The organism is Pseudomonas sp. NPDC088429 (assembly GCF_044753305.1).
GTDB classification, from domain to species: domain Bacteria; phylum Pseudomonadota; class Gammaproteobacteria; order Pseudomonadales; family Pseudomonadaceae; genus Aquipseudomonas; species Aquipseudomonas rustica.
Genome location: NZ_JBIVMX010000006.1, coordinates 1 through 16,794, shown reverse-complemented (window position 1 = coordinate 16,794; position 16,794 = coordinate 1). Strand labels below are relative to the sequence as shown.

General features: G+C 52.2%; 13 protein-coding genes and 1 pseudogene. 3 read left to right on the top strand and 11 right to left on the bottom strand.

The window, feature by feature from the left end:
* Positions 1-116 precede the first annotated feature (116 nt).
* The 3 genes from ACIP66_RS05810 to ACIP66_RS05800 all read left to right on the top strand — a co-directional run bounded on the left by ACIP66_RS05810 (position 117) and on the right by ACIP66_RS05800 (position 1,220).
* A complete protein-coding gene (locus ACIP66_RS05810; protein WP_053119173.1) occupies positions 117-359 on the top strand; it encodes a hypothetical protein in 243 nt (80 codons plus the stop codon).
* An 11-nt stretch (positions 360-370) separates the two neighbouring features.
* Positions 371-550 (top strand): hypothetical protein, encoded by a 180-nt coding sequence (locus ACIP66_RS05805; RefSeq protein ID WP_053119175.1) that lies wholly within the window; start codon positions 371-373, stop codon positions 548-550.
* Between the two features lie 85 nt (positions 551-635).
* Positions 636-1,220 (top strand): hypothetical protein, encoded by a 585-nt coding sequence (locus ACIP66_RS05800; protein ID WP_159812497.1) that lies wholly within the window; start codon positions 636-638, stop codon positions 1,218-1,220.
* Positions 1,221-1,543: 323 nt separating this feature from the next.
* On the opposite strand, the gene ACIP66_RS05795 is transcribed toward ACIP66_RS05800, so the two are convergent.
* The 11 genes and pseudogenes from ACIP66_RS05795 to tssD all read right to left on the bottom strand — a co-directional run.
* Positions 1,544-2,371, bottom strand: a complete 828-nt coding sequence (locus tag ACIP66_RS05795) for a glycosyltransferase (RefSeq protein WP_400646202.1) — start codon at positions 2,369-2,371, stop codon at positions 1,544-1,546.
* Positions 2,372-2,894: 523 nt separating this feature from the next.
* Positions 2,895-3,269, bottom strand: coding sequence for a hypothetical protein (locus tag ACIP66_RS05790; RefSeq protein ID WP_400646200.1), 375 nt, complete (start codon positions 3,267-3,269; stop codon positions 2,895-2,897).
* Between the two features lie 658 nt (positions 3,270-3,927).
* Positions 3,928-4,305, bottom strand: a complete 378-nt coding sequence (locus ACIP66_RS05785; RefSeq protein ID WP_400646198.1) for a hypothetical protein — start codon at positions 4,303-4,305, stop codon at positions 3,928-3,930.
* A 467-nt stretch (positions 4,306-4,772) separates the two neighbouring features.
* Positions 4,773-7,199: pseudogene (locus ACIP66_RS05780) on the bottom strand (RHS repeat-associated core domain-containing protein); the annotation flags it as partial.
* 27 nt (positions 7,200-7,226) lie between these two features.
* Complete coding sequence (locus tag ACIP66_RS05775) at positions 7,227-7,733, bottom strand: DUF2247 family protein (protein ID WP_400646196.1); 507 nt, start codon at positions 7,731-7,733, stop codon at positions 7,227-7,229.
* A 9-nt stretch (positions 7,734-7,742) separates the two neighbouring features.
* Positions 7,743-8,174 carry a HEAT repeat domain-containing protein gene (locus tag ACIP66_RS05770; protein WP_400646194.1) on the bottom strand — a complete coding sequence of 144 codons (432 nt, stop codon included), beginning with the start codon at positions 8,172-8,174 and terminating at the stop codon, positions 7,743-7,745.
* Positions 8,175-8,491: 317 nt separating this feature from the next.
* Entirely contained in the window at positions 8,492-8,884 is a 393-nt protein-coding gene (locus tag ACIP66_RS05765) for an Imm50 family immunity protein (protein ID WP_400646192.1), read from the bottom strand.
* Positions 8,881-13,683, bottom strand: coding sequence for an RHS repeat-associated core domain-containing protein (locus ACIP66_RS05760; protein WP_400646189.1), 4,803 nt, complete (start codon positions 13,681-13,683; stop codon positions 8,881-8,883). Before ACIP66_RS05760 ends, ACIP66_RS05765 begins: the two co-directional genes overlap by 4 nt.
* Positions 13,680-14,423 (bottom strand): DUF4123 domain-containing protein, encoded by a 744-nt coding sequence (locus ACIP66_RS05755; protein WP_400646187.1) that lies wholly within the window; start codon positions 14,421-14,423, stop codon positions 13,680-13,682. Before ACIP66_RS05755 ends, ACIP66_RS05760 begins: the two co-directional genes overlap by 4 nt.
* A complete protein-coding gene (gene tssI, locus ACIP66_RS05750) occupies positions 14,413-16,455 on the bottom strand; it encodes a type VI secretion system tip protein TssI/VgrG (RefSeq protein ID WP_400646184.1) in 2,043 nt (680 codons plus the stop codon). The genes ACIP66_RS05755 and tssI overlap by 11 nt, the downstream gene beginning before the upstream one ends.
* A gap of 91 nt (positions 16,456-16,546) precedes the next feature.
* Positions 16,547-16,794: type VI secretion system tube protein TssD (tssD, locus tag ACIP66_RS05745; protein WP_400646182.1), on the bottom strand; the 248-nt coding region annotated here is incomplete at its 5' end.

The following is a 16,794-nucleotide window of genomic DNA, read 5'->3' as shown; positions in this document are numbered from 1 at the left end:
TTGATCTCGCTGGCTAAACAATCAAAAGATCGCAGCCTCCGGCAGCTCCTACACGGATCGGTTTGAACTCGGGTTGCTGTGGTGTCCTCTACAGAGAAACCTGTCGAGGATTGATCATGAGCGACGACCTGCAACCCCCAGACCTCACCACCTGGCAGCGTCTGTTCGACGATGAAACCTACTGGCAGCAATCCCCCGACGCTCACTACCTGGATCTGCAACGCATCGCCGACGACCTGCTCGGCCAAGGCGCCATCGACCTTGAGCAATGGCAGATCCTCCGTGCCAAAGCCGCCGACCTGCACAAGGATTCGCCCGCCATCAACGTCGCCCGCGAACTCGACGACCCCGAAGCCTGAGGACACCCACCATGAAACCCATCACTCCCAGCGAACACCCCGACGAACCGCGTCCCGCCGGTGAAACCGAGCGCGACAACGACGCCCTGCGCCCCACAGATCCCAAGCAGCGCCAAAGCCACGGCAAAGGCACCCCCAGCGGCGAATCCACCGCACAAGACACCGCAAAACAATCTCAAACCAAGCCCTGAACAGCGTCTATGCTCAATCGGACATCCGTCGCCAAAAACGTTTTGGCGACGGTGGCTGCCATTCATCACAGGGAAAGTATTGCTTATGAAGCTCCACGCACTGGCCAAAGCCATCACCCTCGCAACCGTACTGTCCGCCACCAGCTTCGGAGCATTTGCCGCCGATATTCCGCTGTCCGCCACCATCGAAGCGGATCAGGTCACCACCAAAGTCGTCTCCGTCGATCCCGCCAACCATCAGGTTGTGCTCGAAGGCGCGGAAGGCCGTCAGGTTCACGTACAACTCACCGACAAGGCGAAAAACCTCGCCAACCTCAAGGTCGGTGATCTGGTCAAAGTCCAAGTCCAGCGTTCTGTCGCCGCTTACCTGGATACCGACGTGGATAAAGGTCTGCCTGGCACGACCGAACGCACCGGCGAACTGCGCAAGGCGCCGGGCACTGATAACCCGGGTGGCGAAGCATTCCGTCAGGTTCAGGTACAACTGAAAATCACCAAAATTGATTTGAAGAAGAATCAGGTAACCTTGGAAAACCCGTCGGGCCAATCGAAAACACTCGACGTGAAAAAGCCTGAGATTCAGGCGAAATTGAAAGATTTGAAAGTAGGGCAGAGCGTCATCGTCACTTACACCGATATATTAAAAGTGACCAGTCAGCATGAAAGCTGAGTATTAACTCTACAGAATGATTGTTCTTGTACAGCTTTGTGTATGAGAACAATCATATAAAAGATTCTGTAGAAAGTTTGCCGGTAAATATCCGGGTGACAGAGTTTTTAACTTTCCAGTACATAAATTTCACAATTCTTCATGACGACATAAGCGCCAACTTCAATTAAAATCCCTTCCGTTCGCCCAGTGTCAGGGCTCTTTACCGGTGCATGGATTGCCAGGCCATAACACTGGGCGAACACTTTAAACGAAGCGTATGTATACAGAATTCGGCAACAAAAAAGGGCGACTGAATAGTCGCCCTTTTTTGTGTCTTAAAATTATGCCGATGCTTGCATCCCGGCCTTGTCTCGCTGCTGTTCAAGACGCTTGATCGACGCCTCGTACATTTTCGTACGCCGATGATCCTTGCCGTAGGTGCCTGCGGCCGCGACCGTGCCTGACTGGATGTGATCCAGATAGCTGAAGATCTTGCGTGGCGACAGAAACTTGATGCCATAGCCCAAGCTCACCATGCGATCCTGCAGCGTATATCCAGGCACCCGATCATCCATGCAAAAGTGCAAACCATGAGACTTGGCCAGACGAACATTCCACAACGTGCAAAAACTCTTCAGATGAGTTTCCCGATACGGCTTCGGCTCTTTGGTTTTCAAACCCAACTGAGTTTTAGCGCGACGGACATAATGCTTGCAGAAACGCGAAGTTAATCGCCATGTCTCTCTGAGCATCCCGCGATTGATTTGCTCGACACAACCGACGGCGGCCATATCCGGATTATTCGCGCACTCGCGCATCATCATCGCAAACACCTCTTTGTCATAAACAAAGGTATCGGTGTGCAACAGAAACAGATAATCGGTTTCAACCTTGTCCAGCACCAGATCCAGCGCTTTGCCATGCGCGATATGACCCTGCTCACCTTTTACAGAAGGGCGCTCGATCAAATTGATCCAGTCGAGCGTACGCAGATAATCGAGGCTAGCGTCTGCGGAATCGTTGTCCACCACCCACACCGGAATGCGCTGCTCCTGAGCGTGCTCACGCAGCAGCTCAAGGCACATTTTGGTCAAGTCCGGCGTCTTGTAATTCACCAGCACAACGCTGAAATTCGCCTGCTGCTGGGCTGGAAAATCTAAGGCTTTCATATCAGAAGGTCTCATCCGCGACTCATGGGCGACAGTGGTTCATGGGGCGGGATGGTAACGATGGAACCTTAGGTGAACCTTAATTTTGGGGTTAAGGAAGGGTTCAGGGTGTGTTGGAGGGTGGACGCGGTGGAGCTTCCTGAATTGGTGAATCGGCGTAGTTGCTGGGTATCTTTACACGCTAAAATGCGCGGCCCATCAACGCTGAAGAAAAGAAGCTGCGTCCGTCGTCGCCGTGTTCGACAGCTTTACCATCGCGCCCGGCGAATCATGATGCGAAGGTTAGCTTAGGAATCTGAAAGTTGAGTAACCTGATCCACTGGTTGACCATTTATTCACCGTTGATGGTGAAGCAGGCTGTGTCCAGTCGGGCGGTGGTTAGGTCTGAGGTGAACCATCTAATAAAAGGGAACAGATTTATTTTCATGTTGCGAGAGTAAATCTGTTCCCTTTTTGATTATAAATTCGGGGTGCGAATTTTTTAGAAGATTTCTGTAGGAAAGCATATTTTGTATTGGTTTTGCTATTCTTCTTTATTCCACTCTTCATGTGTTTCAATTGCTTTTTTTAGCCATTCATCAAAGTGTGGGGAAGTGTCGTGGAGCTCCCATCCTTCTGACGCGTAAGCGTGAATGATAAAGATTTTTGGGTTGCCTGAAATATCCTCACCATCAAAACACGCAATGTCATCGTTAGCGTTGAATTTGGCAAAAGGAACTAATGTGCGTTTAGGGTAAAGCTTTTTGAGAGTCTCATGCCAATTGTTGACTTTTCCTTTGCTGTAAATCAGCAGCCACCACGGCTCAATATCGACCTCTGGTTGGATAGTTGCAAAATTTAGAAAATTTTCGGGGTGAGGGTAGTTTGGCAAGGTTTCAATATTTAGGAAGATTTTCACTTTCTCGTAACCTTTTTCTGCTGCTGGAGTTTGCAGGAGTTTTTTTCACGTCTCATGAGTAATGAATTGATCTAGATGCCGTGTTTTTGAACGGGTATGTATTCCCCGTAATTATTCCAGAGTGTTCGTTTGTGCGAATGTCCTGTATTTTATTTGTGAGGACTCTCAGATTGGGGGAATTCGGAAATAAAAAATAGAACAGCTAAAAATATAAATAGTCTTTGATTAGGCTGACTGCTAGGTCTCGATGGTTTGTTAGCGATGCATTAGATATCGGATGGTTTACTTTGCGAAGTTCTGAAATGTCCGCATGGTCTTGGTTTTAATCATTTGTTTTGCATTCTTAAATGAACGAGTTTGCGTGTGAAATGAATTTCTCAGACAATTCGTTGAGATTTATTATTATCTCGTACATTTTTGTTTATAGGATGAAGCCTCTCCAAATCCAAGATTTCTATAGGTTACCGTATTTGGATCGACTTCGTTACCTGCAATTTTGAATATCACTGAGTTTTTTCTGCCGATAATGGTGGGTGCCCTCCATTTGGGTGAGGTATTCTTGTAAAAGCCGGATTGTTTCGGCCAGATTATTCAGAGAAAGACCAAGTGCAGAAGTCTTTTGAATAGAGACTGCTTCGAGAGATTACTATTTTTGGCTTCACCAAAGATCGATGCGCGCACATTCAAATTCGATTAAGTCTCCGACTATGATTCCGCCCGGTAGATAGTCATCAATTGTCATTGTTATTTTTCCAACCGTTACTACTTGCTCTGAAGTGTCTAATACTCTAGCGATGACCTTTCTGGATAAGTCTTGTCCTTGAATATTCCAAATTCCTAATTCCGCAAGCTCTGTGCAGCGCATTGCATTTTTCATCGAAAAAATATGCAGGGGTTCATTTACTTTGTCCCCGATGCTCGCTCTACAAGGATGGGAAAAGGCAATGCAAGTGAACTCGCCATCGCTTATTTCCACTTCGGCTTCTTCGGAAATTTGAGATATCCACTTAATATTTTTTACTATCACAGTGCTCACTCTGGTGTTTGTTGGCCGTATGGATATTTCCAGCCGACATGTGGGTCTGAGCCAATCGTATCTGTCTTGGCTGACTTAGGTTGTGCCTTCCATCCTAGGCTCGGGGCTTTAGTTTCAAAAAATGAAACAGACTTTAGGTGCATGGTTGTAATTTCCCCAGTAGCTCTGTCGACTCCCACGAGTAACCCTTTGGCGCTCCCAACTCCTCCTGGGATTGCAACGAAAGCATTCAGTTCGGGTGCAAATGTCCCGTTACGAATTACCGAGTTTGCGTCAGCTATGTATTGTTCTAGAGAGTAATTTTCGTGCCCGAGTGTTTGCCCAATTTCCTCGCCGTGCTTCTAAAAGTGACGTACGTCTTCTCCCTGTTTAAATTTTCTGTCTGCGATCGGAGGAGAGGGGGCCCCTTCTTTTACTTTTGTTGTGTCCTCAGGCTTCTTCGATGATCCTGAATCACCGTTCCCTGCTCCTGGGCATTCGCTATGACCTAGTGGGTCTACCCAGCCCGTAGGGTTCGTCACGTACTGGTAGCTATTCAACCCACCCGCAAGCTTGATCGGATCCGGCGTCAGAAACCTTCCAGTCCCCGGATTGTAATAGCGGTGCCGGTTGTAATGTAACCCTGTCTCGGCATCGAAATACTGACCCTGGAACCGCAACGGGTTATCGATTTCGCTGACGTCCAACGCGGCGAGGTTGCCGTAGGCTCGATACTTAGCCGACCACATGATTTCACCGCTGTAATCGGTGAGTTCCTGCGGGGTGCCAAGATGATCCAGTTGGTAGTAGAACGGCGTGGCTTTGCGCGGGCCTTCGCCGTCGAGCATTACGAGAGGGCGGAAGGTGCCAGGTTCGTAGATATAGCTGCGATAGCGGTTTGCGGCGCTTTCCGCGATCAAGCGTTCGCCTTGCCACAAGAACTCGGTGGTGTGGCCATCTACGGTTTTCTCGATACGGCGACCGAAGGCATCGTACTTGTAAGACGCGGTGCTGCCTCCCGGCAGGCTGACGCCAATGAGGCGATGTTGGCAGTCATAACGGTATTCAGTGACGAGTTTTTGACCGGCACCGCGACGCTCGCGGCTCAGATTGCCGTAGGCATCGTAGTCGTAGTGGCGGTCGCCCTGCATCAGCAAGCGGTTGCCTTTGACGTTGGCCAGATTGGCAGCGGGAAGGTCATTCTGCCCGAGAAGGTTGCCTGCCGGATCGTGGGCGAAACTTTCAGGTGTTGCGCCACGTACGCTGATCAATCGGTCGAGCGGGTCGTAGTGGTAGCTGCGGTTACCTTTGCGGCTGTCGTCGATACCGGCGAGGTTGCCGTTTGCGTCGTAGTTATAACGGCGCTGGAACAGGTTTTTGTCCCGCTGGCTGACACTGTGTGCTTGCAGGCGACCCTGTTCATCGTACTGGTATTGGCTGAGCAGCAGACCTTGCTGGCGCTGTTGTTCTCGACCGGCGCTGAATTGGTGAGCGGTCAGGCGAGAGCCATTGAGGTCGATGGTGCTGAGTTGCCCACCAGGCTGGTGACGGTAATCCAGTTTGCTGCCGTCAGGGAGGCGGCAGTGTTTGAGCTGGCCAACGCTGTCGTACTCGTAGCGCAGGGTACCCCAGCCTTGGTGTTCTTCGATGAGGCGGTCTTGCAGGTCGTATTTGTAGGCGAGCGGCCAGTGGCCGTCATCGACGCTTACGAGCCGACCGAGGCCGTTGTAGCTGTAGTGAACTTCCTCGCCATCGGCCAGGGTTTTGACCAACAGTCGTCCGGCGGCATCGCGTTGGTATTCGGTGATCAGTTCGCTGCCATCGTCACCAAACTCGGTTTTCTTCAGCAGTTGGCCATTGAGATCGTACTCGTAAGCCGTACGACGACCATCGAAGCCGGTTTCTTGCTGGATCAGACCATTGGCGTAATAGTCGAGGTGGTAATGCTCGCCGCGCTCGTTTTCGATTTCAGTCAGCAGCAGACGCGAGTTGTCATAGCGATAGCGCAGTTGGCTGCCGTCGGGATTGATGCGCCGGCTGACCAGATGCAGATTATCAGCGTATTCGTAACGGGTGATGCGGCCGAGCTCATTGCGTTCAGCGGTGACATTGCCATAAGCGTTATAGGTGAAAGCCCGCGTTGCACCACCTGGCAGCGTCAGCTGTGCGAGTCGGTTAGCGGCGTCCCACTGATATTGGGTAATGGCGCCGGACTCTTCCTGCCGAGTGATCTGTCGACCCAGCGCGTCGTAACGGTACTTGCGTTGGCCGCCATCGGGGAGTCGCTCTTCCAGCAATTGTCCGAGGTTGTTCCAGCCAAGTTGGTGACGGCTGCCGTCCGGATGGCGAATCTCCAGCAGGCGGCCCTGACCGTCATAGCTGTAGAGCGTGGCATTTCCGTCGGGATCGATTTGCTGCGTGATATCGCCCTGACGGTTGCGCTGGTATTTCCAATTGGCTTTGCCGCGCTGTACGTCGCTGACGAAACCGTTGATGTATTCGTAGGTAGTGACTTCGTCTTCCGGCGGGATGACGGCTGTCATCAAGCCGTTGTCGTCGTAGCGGTATTCGGTGACCGCGCCCAGCGGACCTTTTTCCGCGATCAACTGGCCTTTGTCGTTGTAAGCCTTGAGGTGTTCGGCACCGTCCGGGTCGATCTTGCTGATCAGTCGCGCCTGATCGTCGTGGGTATAGACCTCTTCGCTGCCATCGGCGTTGGTGACGGTCACGCTGCCTTTGTCATCCCAGGCGTAATGCGCTTCCATTTGCGAAAAATTGGCCCAGTGACGGATGCAACGAGACAGCTTGCCTTCGTTTTCCCACTCCCAGTAAAACGCCGCGCCGCCCGCCAGTTGTCGTTCGAGAATGACGTGCTGTTCGTTGTAGCGATAGTGTTCGGCTTCACCAGCAGCGTTCTACATCTCGATCATAGATACTGAGCGTCAATGTTGTTTGATTCTGTTCTGAAAATAATCTTCGTAATTGGATAATATTGTTTTCCAGTTGTCGTAGAGTAATTCCTCAGAGCCGACTGCGCCTTCAGTTAATGGCATGTATCTAATTATTGGTGCAATTTCTTCCGGATAGCCTAGATCTGCATATAATTCCTCTATGCTTTCAAAGGGGTCATCTGCCAAATCTTTATTTTCGAATAAATAAGAAAGAGTCAGATAAATCCAAGGTCTGATTGCTTCTTCACTTTCTACTTGATGCGAGTCTTTGCTGAGGAGGGTTTGCAGTAATTCTCGCAGCAATTGATGCTCTGTTGCGCCAAGAGTGGCGATTTCATAAGCCTCTGGAGGAGATATTTTTGTTAGTCCGTCGCAGATATAGTCAGCAATGCCTTGCTCATTGATGAGGCCTTTTTTTAAACCGAAATTCAAATGAGCCCAGTGTAACCAAGGTGCTTTGTAGTAGACGTAGTGTCCGTTGAGCGGTAATGGCTTCATGATTGTTTTTTATAGTTTTGATCTTTCCGCTTTTGCAAGCAGGCTGTAAATTTCTGGCTCGATTTCAGACGAAGGGATTGTGTCAATTATCTTTTTTATAAAGCTGGCGTATTTTTTCTCGATTGGCACTTCAGCCCAATCGAGTTCGTACGCTGACAGTGTTTTTACGTCTTTGTATGGCGATTTTGATAATAAAAGTTTTAAAATCGTAACAGCGTGATCGCTACGATCTTCGCCTAAGGACACTGCGCAGCGTTGCTGCCAAAACTCGGGCTTCTCTAAAACTTCTTTTTCCAATTTCTCCCATTGCTTCTGTGTGAAATCAATAAGTACTGTTTTTGCAACGAGCTCAGTGCTGTATTCAGTCCAGTTCGACTCTTCCGATTCTCCTATCCAGATATAGAGTTTTTCATACGACTCGTCTTCTTGGTTCGATTTCATGGAGTAATTTTCATATGGATATTTCTATCACAAATTGATCCAATTTTTTATTCGATTTGTTCGCCGGTCACTGTTTTGAATCCCTTGGGGTCTACTTCGGTCTGTGAGAACAATCTAAATCTTAACCTTAGCGGGTCACGCGACCGAGCACATCCCGTACCGCAGTGACACGGCCTGCGAACCGTTCCGCCGAGCCGGGCAACTTGGTTTACTCGATCAGCGTATCCAATTGAAATTGGGTGACGGCGCTAATTCTTCTATACGCAGTGATATGCCTCCCTGGCTTTTAACGTTCGATATTTGAATGGCCGGCAATATTAATCTGGTGAATTGAAATAAGCGGAGGGGCCGCATAGTAAAGGATGTTTTGTTGTGAATTCTATTAATGATTCGTCATTTATTGCACGAATCCTGTAACTTCCAGATTCATTTAATATTGTGACGGTTAGGCGTTGTTTGGTAGGAATGTTTTTTATTAGAAGCTCGTCAATATTGCTGCAGTTGAGGCCGATTCGGCAGGTGTTGAAACCAGACTGGCTCCACTTCGCAGGAGGTGATTCTGGATACTCCGTGATGTCAAATTCAAGTATTATTGCTGGTCTGTTGTTGTCTATGCTTAAAGAAAAAAGCGTTACCTCTCCAATCGAAATTGGATTTGTGAAAATTCTGTTAAAGAACGAGCTTCCGTCTAATTCATTCCAGGAGTTCATTTTTTTTCCTTGAAATAATAGTGGTCTTTTGCACCAGGTACTTTGCCTGTTCTTGGGTTTTCAATCGGTCTCAGATTGAAGTGAGCTGCCTGGTCGCCCTTATTTCCTAGTTCGTGGTATTGATGCCCTGCTGAGTGATCTTGAATAATTACTTTGGATCCGTCAGCACGTGTGAATTGATATTCTCTTGTAAGAATCGGTTTCCCTTCACTGTTTAAAATGCTCTCCCCAGCTTTGTCTGTCATTCTTGCATATTTATATTGTTGCGTTTTTCCGGTAGTAGGGTCAAACACGGAATCCGGGTTTTGGGATCGTGGTATTCCCGCTTCTGTTTTCGCCTGTCTGAAGGCACCGCTACGCGAAAGCTCTGGTGGTGGGGGATCATTCTGCTTGTCTTGCGAAGGAATATCCTTCTTGCCAGGGCAACCAGAACTCAGTCCTAATGGATCCACCCAACCCGTAGGGTTAGGCACGTACTGGTAGCTATTCAACCCCCCCGCAAGCTTGATCGGGTCCGGCGTTAAAAACCGTCCATTCCCCGGATTGTAGTAGCGGTGCCGGTTGTAATGTAACCCTGTCTCCGCATCGAAATACTGACCCTGGAACCGCAACGGGTTATCGATTTCGCTGACGTCCAACGCGGCGAGGTTGCCGTAGGCTCGATACTTCGCCGACCACATGATTTCACCGCTGTAATCAGTGAGTTCCTGCGGTGTTCCAAGGTGATCGAGTTGGTAGTAGAACGGCGTGGCTTTGCGCGGGCCTTCGCCGTCGAGCATTACAAGAGGGCGGAAGGTGCCAGGCTCGTAGATATAGCTGCGATAGCGGTTTGCGGCGCTTTCCGCGATCAAGCGTTCGCCTTGCCACAAGAACTCGGTGGTGTGGCCATTTACTGTTTTCTCGATACGGCGACCGAAAGCATCGTACTTGTAAGACGCGGTGCTCCCTCCCGGCAGGCTGACGCCAATGAGGCGATGTTGGCAGTCATAACGGTATTCAGTGACGAGTTTTTGACCGGCACCGCGACGCTCGCGGCTCAAATTGCCGTAGGCATCGTAGTCGTAGTGGCGGTCGCCCTGCATCAGCAAGCGGTTGCCTTTGACGTTGGCCAGATTGGCAGCAGGAAGGTCATTCTGCCCGAGAAGGTTGCCTGCCGGATCGTGGGCGAAACTTTCAGGTGTTGCGCCACGTACGCTGATCAATCGGTCGAGCGGGTCGTAGTGGTAGCTGCGGTTACCTTTGCGGCTGTCGTCGATACCGGCGAGGTTGCCGTTTGCGTCGTAGTTATAACGGCGCTGGAACAGGTTTTTGTCCCGCTGGCTGACACTGTGTGCTTGCAGACGACCCTGTTCATCGTACTGGTATTGGCTGAGCAGCAGACCTTGCTGGCGCTGTTGTTCGCGACCGGCGCTGAACTGGTGTGAGGTCAGGCGTGACCCGTTGAGGTCGATGCTGCTCAGACGACCGCCGGACAGATGGCGGTAGTCGAGTTTGCTGCCGTCCGGGAGACGGCAGTGGCTTAACTGCCCGACGCTGTCGTACTTGTAGCGCGTTGTACCCCAACCTTGATGTTCAGTTGTCAGGCGATCTTGCACATCGTATTCATAGGCGAGTGGCCAGTTTCCATCGTCGACGTTTACCAGACGACCGAGAGCGTCGTAGCTGTAGTGGATTTCCTCGCCATTGGCCAGGGTTTTTACGAGCAAGCGGCCTGCTGCGTCACGTTGGTACTCTGTAACCAGTTCACTGCCGTCGTCGCCGAATTCGATTTTCTTCAGCAGTTGGCCGTTGAGATCGTATTCATACGCTGAGCGGCGGCCATCGAATCCTGTTTCCTGTTTAATCAGGCCGTTGGCGAAGTAATCAAGTTGGTAATGCTCGCCGCGTTCATTTTCGATTTCAGTCAGGAGCAGACCGGCATTGTCATAGCGATAGCGGAGTTGGCTGCCGTCCGGGTTGATGCGACGGCTCACCAGGTGCAAGTTTTCCGCGTACTCGTAGCGGGTCACTCGACCGAGCTCATCCCTTTCTGCGGTGACGCGTCCGTACGGGTTATAGGTGAAGGCGCGAGTGGCACCGCCGGGAAGAGTGACCTGAGTCAGACGATCAACAGCGTCCCATTGGTACTGAGTGATTGCTCCAAATTCGTCTTGTCGGGTGATCTGTCGGCCCAAAGCATCGTAGCGATACTTGCGTTGACCGCCATCCGGCAAACGCTCTTCAAGCAGCTGCCCGAGATTGTTCCAGCCCAATTGATGGCGACTGCCATCGGGATGACGGATATCCAGCAAGCGTCCCTGACGGTCGTAGTTGTACTGGGTTTGATTGCCTTCGGGGTCGGTCTGTTGGGTGATGTCGCCTTGGGAATTGCGGTCATACTGCCAACGAGCCTTACCACGTTTGACCTCGATAAGTTGTCCGTCGAAGTAGTTGTAACGGGTTGGTAGATCCTCTGGCGGTATGACAGCAATTAAACGGCCGGCGTCGCTGTATTGATATTCAGTGATGGCCCCCATCGGATCTTTTACTGCGATCAGACGTCCCTGATCGTCATAGGTCTTTTGGGTTTCTGCACCGTCGGCAGCGGTTTCACTGATCAGGCGTGCGTTGTCATCATGCACATAAACCTGCTCACTGCCATCGGCGTTGTGAACCGTTACTGTCCCTTTGTCGTCCCATTCATAACGCGCTTCCAATTGCGAGTAGTTCGCCCAATGGCGCACGCAGCGAGAAAACTTGCCTTCACGTTCCCATTCCCAGAAGAAGCTGGCGCCACCCGCCAATTGCCGCTCAAGAATTACGTGCTGTTCGTTGTAGCGATAGCGCTCCATTTCACCAACTGCGTTGGTCGCGGATACGAGTTGGTTGCGAGCGTTGTACGTGTAGGTGACGAGCGTTTGTAGGGTCATCCACGGATCACGGCGTCCCCCACGCTCGTCATATTCCGAACGTTGTTGCTGTTGATCCACGGCCACAATATGGTGGTCGTCGTAACGCAACAGCAAAGAGCGGCCCACGCCGTTGTCAATACGTTGTATGCGGCCGACCAAGTCATAGCTGATATGCACTTGGTTTTCATAAGCGTCACTGATGGTGATCAGTCGGTTTGCGCGGAAATGATAGAAGCGTGGTTTTGGCCCCGCTTGGGTGAGAATTAATTCTCCGGGCGCAGTCCCCAGATAAATCGCCGCTTCAGCCAAGCTATTTGTTATGGCCGGGCGCTGCTCGGTGGGCATCGGAAACCGTGTCTGGCGATTTTCGTTGTCAGTCCAGAGCACGCCTTCATCATCAATGTGTAAACGATGGGACAGTGAATGACTCCAGCCTTGACCAAGGCGACCATCAATTTCAACCGCGCTGCTGCGGTAAAGACGTGTCCACTCAAACGGAAGTATCCCGCTCAGTTCGCCATCAGTGAGCGTCAGCAGCTCTTCACCAGTTACCATCGAAACAGGTTCGCCGTTGGTGCAGGTTTTGTTAGCGCATTGCGCTGGCTGATCCGCTGGGTTTTTCGACTGGTTAGGGGCGTTATTTACGGCTTCTTTTTGTTCAATTCGCGTGAAGTTTTCCGTTTTGCCTCGAGCGTGAATTTGCGCATCGGCCTCAACTTTTCCGCCACCGGCTGGGGGTTTTGATTTCGGCTGTGTTGCGGTTTCTGCCGGTTTGGGATCTGAAATGCGCACGTCGGCTTTACGTGCTGCGTTTGCATCCGCCACGCCATTTAGCAGCAAAGGTTTGGCAGCCTCCGCATGTGCGGTAGCGTGTTTTTTACTGTTTTGCATCAACAGAGCAGTAAAGTCTTCAAGTAATTTGAGAGCTTTGTTGCTGTTTTGTGTGACGTTGAGTGCTTTTGCCACCACCCGAACCGCAAGCCCGATGCCCCCGGTAAGAACAATACCAATAAGAATATTCAGCAAAACTTCGGACGTCAGCTGCGTCAATATCTGCGTACGAGTCTGTGGCGGAAGTAATGTGATCCACGCCTTGATAGCGCCAATGTAGATCCACATCAAAGGCTCATCGCTGGCGATCAGCATCGCCGTCTGAAGGCCCTCTTTGGAGGCGTTGTATATGCGTTTGATTTCTTCCTCAGTGAAAAACTTTTTCAACTGCTCAAAGTGTTTACGAGGCTCTGAGACCATGTCGTAAAGGCTTTTGAGATCGCCCCACAGTCCCATGACGACTTTCCAGAATCCCTTCCAGGCAGCTTCCATTTCCTGAAGCATGCGACCAGGCATCGAGGCGTTGTTATGCGCCTGCCAAAGAGGCAAGAACTCGGTGGCCCACTGAGTAGTTAACCATGTACTCAAATCACCAATGACGCCTTGGTAGGATTTGAAAAGACTGTCTATTTGTGCGGAGGTAGGGTTTGGGAAAAAGGTGATTTTGTATTTCTGGTAGGGGGTGAGGCCGGTAATTTCCAGAATTCCGGTCGAGTCGATTCTTCTTTCAATCGGCTGAGTCGCTTCGTTCTTCCTGCCAGCTGCTACTGGCTCCAAGCGAACAGGTGTATTGCCGATCGGAACAAATCGCGCGGACTCGAAACTATGGATCAGTTTAAGTTTGCCGTTTTCCGGGCAGGTCGCATAAAGGACGGCTCTGCTTTTGCTGTCCTTGTCCTGTGTGTCGACTTCGTCGCCAACTCGGAACTGCTGTTCAGCGTCCATAAACCCGCCGTACCAAGCCTCGGCATGGCTACGATAATCAACCAGACATTTCTTGAAGTCGCCGATGACGGTCTGAGCATTCGGTTGTTCTGCTGTGAGGTTACCCGCGATCTCACCCATCAAAATGCTCATACAACCACCTCATTTTCCAAATGGGCCTTCAACAGCCCGGTAAAATTTTCTTCCGTGAGCGGCGTGCGTTTTACGAAGCGCGCTACTTTTTGTTTCAAGTTTGATTCCGGGAACGAGAAGTACAGATCGGCATGTTCGTCCAGCAGCCACTGCATCATGTTGCCGATGACGGTCGACGGGTTTTCTGCCATCAACCCATCCAACAAATCCTTCGGCACCTCCCACCAAGGCCAATCCTTCACCTTCGGCACCCCCCGCGTGCCAACCTCCAGCGCTTGCCCATTAATCAAATACCGCTCAAACATCGGCATCACTTCCGCAGCTTTCTCCCCAAGCCCATGCAGGATCGGGTAGATATGCCGGCCATCCCAGAACCGGAAAAACACCTCCGTCCCATCGGGCATTTTCACCTGCGTCAGGCTGCGTAGATGCTCGAACACTTCGTTCGGCTCCGAACGCGATACCGCCAGCCAACCCCAATCGAGAGCATCGGTATCAGCGATCCACGACAGGAATTCCGAATTAGGCTTGAGCTCGGTGACGTAGGGCATCACCGGTTGCCAGGTGGAGTAGGGCGTGCCGCCCCAGATGGGGATGAGTTGGGCGGTGGGTTCGCTCAGGTAGAGGTTTTTCAGGGCGTCGGCATCGCTCGCCGCGCTGATCACCAAATACAGTCGCTCACCAGTTTGCAGCGGCTGTTGTGCCAGCCAGTCCTTGGGTGTCAGTCGATCAGATGGCACAGGCACCTGCCTTGCATTTTTCGCATTCTTCGCAGAATGGCGCGTTGCGTTTGAGGGTGTTGATTTGCGCCGGTGTCAGGACTTGGCCGGCCTTGTCGGCATCGGCCTGTTTGAGGATGCCGGGCATCAGCGGGGCGGCGCCAGTGCCGGTGCCGGGGCTACCACCCGAGTTCATGTTGATCACCGGGCCGCTCATGGTTACGCCGCCGGCGTCGATTTTGATGAAGCTGCCGCCGCCGATGAGGGTCAGTTCGGCGCCGGCTTCGAGCACGACTTTCATGCCGCTGTTGAGGTGGATTTCCTGGCCAGCGTCGATGAATTGGCCGGTGCCGATTTTGATGTGCTGGTTGACGCCCACGGTGAGGTGGTCGTTGGCGCGCGCTTCGACTTTGCGGTCGGCGTAGACGGTGTGGTGTTCTTCGGCTTTGAATTCGCTGTAGCTGTTTTGCTCTACGGTGTCGTGGCGCTCGTTGCCGACGCGGATTTTCTGGTCGTGCTCGATGTTCTCGTCCCAGTCGCGCTGGGCGTGCAGGAAGATCTGTTCCTGACCTTTTTTGTCTTCGATGCGCAGTTCGTTGTAGCCGCCACCGCCCATAGAACTGAGGGTCTTGAACGTGCTGCGGGTTTTGTTCGCCGGCAGCTCGTACGGGACGGTGTTTTCCTTGTGGTACAGGCAGCCGCTGATCAGCGGTTGATCGGGGTCGCCTTCAAGGAAGGTGACCAGCACTTCCATGCCGATGCGCGGGATGGCGATGCCGCCGTACTGGGCGCCGGCCCAAGCGCTGGAGACACGCAGCCAGCAGCTGGTTTTGTCGTCAGCCAGGCCTTCGCGATCCCAGTGGAATTGCACTTTGACGCGGCCGTATTCGTCGCAGTGGATCTCTTCACCTTTGGGCCCAGTGACCACGGCGCTCTGACTGCCGAGGATGCGCGGTTTAGGGTGGTTCAGCGGCGGGCGGTTCGGTACGTCCCACGGCGTGGCTTGAAAGCGGTTGCGGTAACCCTGATGGAAATCGTCTTTCAGCGCGGTGGTGTCGCTGGTGACCGACTCTTCCAGCACTTGCGGCTGCTTGCCTTCGTGGAGGACTTCGGTGAGCAGCCAGAGGTCATTCCATTTGGCTTTCGGGTGTTGCGTCAGGGCCAGAAAGTGGCCGCTGACCAGCAATGGCTGATCGCTTTTGCCTTCAGCCAACTGGAAGTCGCTGCGATGGCGTTCGAGGGCGCGTTTGGCCAGGTGTTTGCCGCGCTCGCGGTCAATGAAACGGCCTGGGTAGTCGTAGTCTTCGAGGTCGGGCAGGGCGTCGCCACGGTTTTCGCTTTCGAGGGTGAGGCGAGGTTTTTCGAAGTCGTAATCGCGGCGGCTGATGCGGCTGGTGCGGGTTTCCAGGCGCAGGTCGAAGCGCTTGATCACCGGGTCGCTGGCGACCATGCCGGAGTCTTGCTGATAGGCCACGGGCGCGAGTTTCGGGAATATCGTCTGGTCATCGCCGAACAGCAGTTTGTGGCCCATGGCGCTGTGCTGGAAGTGGTAGTGAATGCCTTCTTCTTCGCACAGGCGCTGGATGAAATGCAGATCCGATTCATCGTATTGCACGCAATAAATGCGCTCGGGATAAATCGAACCGGTCTTGAATTCGTAGGCGTTGCCTTGGATACCGTGCTCTTCAAGCACCATGCCGATGATTTTCGGCACTGTAAGGTTCTGGAAGATGCGCTGGTTGACGCGGTGCGCGAGGTACGCGAGTTGCGGGCGCAGGGTCACGGAGTAGCGAGTCAGGCGTTTGCCGGAATCGCCTTGCGCGGCGCGGTAGATCTGGCCGTGAATGCCGCTGCCGTCGGGCGACAGTTGCAGAAAGGCCGGTTTGTGCAGCAGGGTTTCGAGATCCAGCGACGGCTGCTCACTGACCAGCTCCACCTCGAAGACAAAAGGCTGGCTGATGGCTTCCCGGCCTTGCAGGGTAAACACCTGAAAGTCAGCGGAAAGACCTTCGATGGTCAGGGCAAAGTGGGTTTCATTGGCCGGCGCGAACATCCCTTGTTCCTCGTGCTGTCACAAAAATCTGGAGTTGCGAAAACAACATCGACCAGCAGAGCTGGCCGATGCTTGTAACAATCAGCCGTAATTAAACGACTGGAGCACGCCAGTCATCGGAACCCGAAGTACCGGATACTTCGTGGGTCCAGGTGATTTTGCGGTAGGTGAACTGCACTTCTTCCAGGTGGGTGAAGTGCGAGTTGCCTGGATCCTGGCAGTTGTGCATTTTGTTGTTGATGGCGACGATAATCGCGTCTTCCAGTTTGGTGGTGTAGTAGTGCTCTTGGGGACCTTGAGCAGAAGTACGGTACCACTGGATAACGATTTCGCTCATGC

Coding starts and splice junctions, on each gene's coding strand:
- tssI (WP_400646184.1), bottom strand. CDS start 16,455: ATGTTCGCGCCGGCCAATGAAACCCACTTTGCCCTGACCATCGAAGGT.
- ACIP66_RS05760 (WP_400646189.1), bottom strand. CDS start 13,683: ATGAGCATTTTGATGGGTGAGATCGCGGGTAACCTCACAGCAGAACAA.
- ACIP66_RS05800 (WP_159812497.1), top strand. CDS start 636: ATGAAGCTCCACGCACTGGCCAAAGCCATCACCCTCGCAACCGTACTG.
- ACIP66_RS05805 (WP_053119175.1), top strand. CDS start 371: ATGAAACCCATCACTCCCAGCGAACACCCCGACGAACCGCGTCCCGCC.
- ACIP66_RS05810 (WP_053119173.1), top strand. CDS start 117: ATGAGCGACGACCTGCAACCCCCAGACCTCACCACCTGGCAGCGTCTG.
- ACIP66_RS05765 (WP_400646192.1), bottom strand. CDS start 8,884: ATGAACTCCTGGAATGAATTAGACGGAAGCTCGTTCTTTAACAGAATT.
- ACIP66_RS05775 (WP_400646196.1), bottom strand. CDS start 7,733: ATGAAGCCATTACCGCTCAACGGACACTACGTCTACTACAAAGCACCT.
- ACIP66_RS05795 (WP_400646202.1), bottom strand. CDS start 2,371: ATGAAAGCCTTAGATTTTCCAGCCCAGCAGCAGGCGAATTTCAGCGTT.
- ACIP66_RS05770 (WP_400646194.1), bottom strand. CDS start 8,174: ATGAAATCGAACCAAGAAGACGAGTCGTATGAAAAACTCTATATCTGG.